This is a genomic window from Clostridia bacterium, assembly GCA_036562685.1.
Taxonomy (GTDB): domain Bacteria; phylum Bacillota; class Clostridia; order Christensenellales; family DUVY01; genus DUVY01.
Genome location: DATCJR010000125.1, coordinates 1 through 2,241, shown reverse-complemented (window position 1 = coordinate 2,241; position 2,241 = coordinate 1). Strand labels below are relative to the sequence as shown.

General features: G+C 33.9%; 3 protein-coding genes. 1 reads left to right on the top strand and 2 read right to left on the bottom strand.

Translation table 11 applies throughout. From position 1 onward, the window contains the following. The coding region (locus VIL26_05595) for a redox-sensing transcriptional repressor Rex (protein ID HEY8390407.1) at window positions 1–127 on the top strand (127 nt) is incomplete at its 5' end. A gap of 165 nt (window positions 128–292) precedes the next feature. Here VIL26_05595 and VIL26_05590 read toward each other — a convergent pair. Continuing rightward, complete coding sequence (locus VIL26_05590; protein ID HEY8390406.1) at window positions 293–1,363, bottom strand: SGNH/GDSL hydrolase family protein; 1,071 nt, start codon at window positions 1,361–1,363, stop codon at window positions 293–295. An 85-nt stretch (window positions 1,364–1,448) separates the two neighbouring features. After that, the coding region (locus VIL26_05585) for a molecular chaperone HtpG (GenBank protein HEY8390405.1) at window positions 1,449–2,241 on the bottom strand (793 nt) is incomplete at its 5' end.

The window sequence follows — 2,241 nt, the reverse complement described above, 5'->3', positions numbered from 1 at the left end:
CAAAGCAATTCTTAATTTCTGTTATGTAGATCTTGATGTTCCAGACGATGTAATAGTAGAAAATGTACATCTAAGAGACAATCTAATGGTGCTTGCATATAAATACGATAATATGATTAATGAATAAAATAACCCCGGCATTATCCGGGGCCTTTTTTTATATTTTTTTAATAAATTTTAATATACACTTTACGAAAATGACTGTTTATTGTTATAAAAAACGCTGACATAATTTTGTCAGCGTTTTTTAAATTTTTAAACAATTCGCATTTTAATTAAATACGATTTCCAATCACAACTTGGATAAAACCGAACCTACGGTATAACCGATAACTTCTGCCATTCTTAAAAATCCGGCATCATTTGGATGACATCCATCTACTGTGCAGCAATCTCTATTTTCATCCTTAAAAAGATATTGACCGTCAATAAAATACACATTTTGATCCCCATTTTTTAGGGCATTCATATAGGTTGTGTATATAATATCTCGTCTCTTAATGTTGTCTTGATGGTTTTTATCAAAATCTGGTTTTGAGATAAAAACAATAGGCACAGAAGATTTTTCTCTAAATCTCTTATAAAGTCTTTCATGAGTTTCATTTAAATGCTCAGCAGACGGCGCATTATGGTCATAATCGCATACAAAAGCACATATATCAAGCCCAGACATATAATCGACTATAGTCTCCTCGCCTTTGGCACTTCCCGAAAAGCCAAGATTAATAAAATCGCAATCATATTTTCTTGAAATAATAGCTTGATAACTATTTCCCGGACGAGAAGCACATCCGCCTTGCGTGATTGAGGATCCATAATATAAAACCGGCTTTTGGTATTTATATTCCAAGCCTTTATCAATATGGGCAGAACTTTGCAGTCCTATATATAAAGAGTTCAACCCATTGTATAAAGGAAAATTGATAGTGATATGTTTTAGTCCAGGCTGGTCAAAATATACTATGGATTCATAGCCTGTTTTCATGTCTGCTGGAGGCATGAAAGTGGCATAATATCTACTGCTTGAGCCGTTATCTATGAACAAATCAAAACCTGATGTTCCCGATAAAGGCATATGAGCGAAATGTGTAACAGAAGGCATTATTGCTTTGATTGCCACATAACGCGAATCAGTAGAAAATCGCACCCGTCCGCCAGCAGTATGAAAATTTAATTGAGCTACGCCGTTATTAACGGTTGCCGCAACTTCATCAGGCATTCGTTTGAATACCTGTTCTTTTTTGTAATTATAAAGTCCATAAACCCTAAAAGGCTCATTTTTTACATCTAAAAATTTTATATCCGGCTCATTAATAGAAGTTTCAACTTTTAGATTCTTATCAATTTGATCAATGCTTTGCATAATTTCCTCAATTATTGCTGTTATATATTATCTAGTTTTTTCGAATATTTAACAGCAATTCATCTTTAGTAAAAAATATATATGGTTAAACCATAAGCTTGCAGATATTATTGGATAACTCTACAGGATCTGAAACGGACAGACCTTCTATTAACAAGGCTTGTTCGTACAGCAAGTTTACATATAATGCAAACTTATCTTTATCCGTCTTATGGGCATTTTTTAGTGAAGCAAATACCGGATGAGATGTATTGATTTCCAAAATTCTTTGCGCTTTCATTCCAGGATAGTTAGGAACAGTGGACAATACTTTTTCCATTTCAATGGATAATGCGCCTTCACTGCTCATGCATACAGGATGAGTTTTTAGCTTTTTGGATGCACGCACATCCTTTACCTTGTCTTTTAACAATTCTTTTGCAGCATCAAAAACTTCTTTGTCTTCTGTTGCTTGTTTTTCTGTTTTATTTTCTTTTTCGTCTTCTAGACCAATATCTCCGCTATCTGACAAGGACTTGAACTCTTTATCCTTGAACTTATCCATAATTTTGATAGCAAATTCATCAATTTCTTCTGTAAAGAACAAAATCTCAAAGCCCTTTTCTGCGACTGCTTCGGTCTGAGGCAGTTTTTCTATTCTTTCTACGCTCTCACCTGTTGCATAATAGATATATTTCTGATTTTCAGGCATACGGCTTACATATTCATCTAATGTAACAAGTTTCTTTTCTTTGGAAGAATAGAACATGATAAGGTCTTCCAATTCATCCTTGTGCGTACCAAAGTCAGAATAAATTCCGTATTTTAATGTTCTTCCAAAGCTCTTATAGAACTTTTCGTATTTTTCGCGCTCGTTTTTTTGCATATTCAAAAGCTCG

Coding starts and splice junctions, on each gene's coding strand:
- VIL26_05590 (HEY8390406.1), bottom strand. CDS start 1,363: ATGCAAAGCATTGATCAAATTGATAAGAATCTAAAAGTTGAAACTTCT.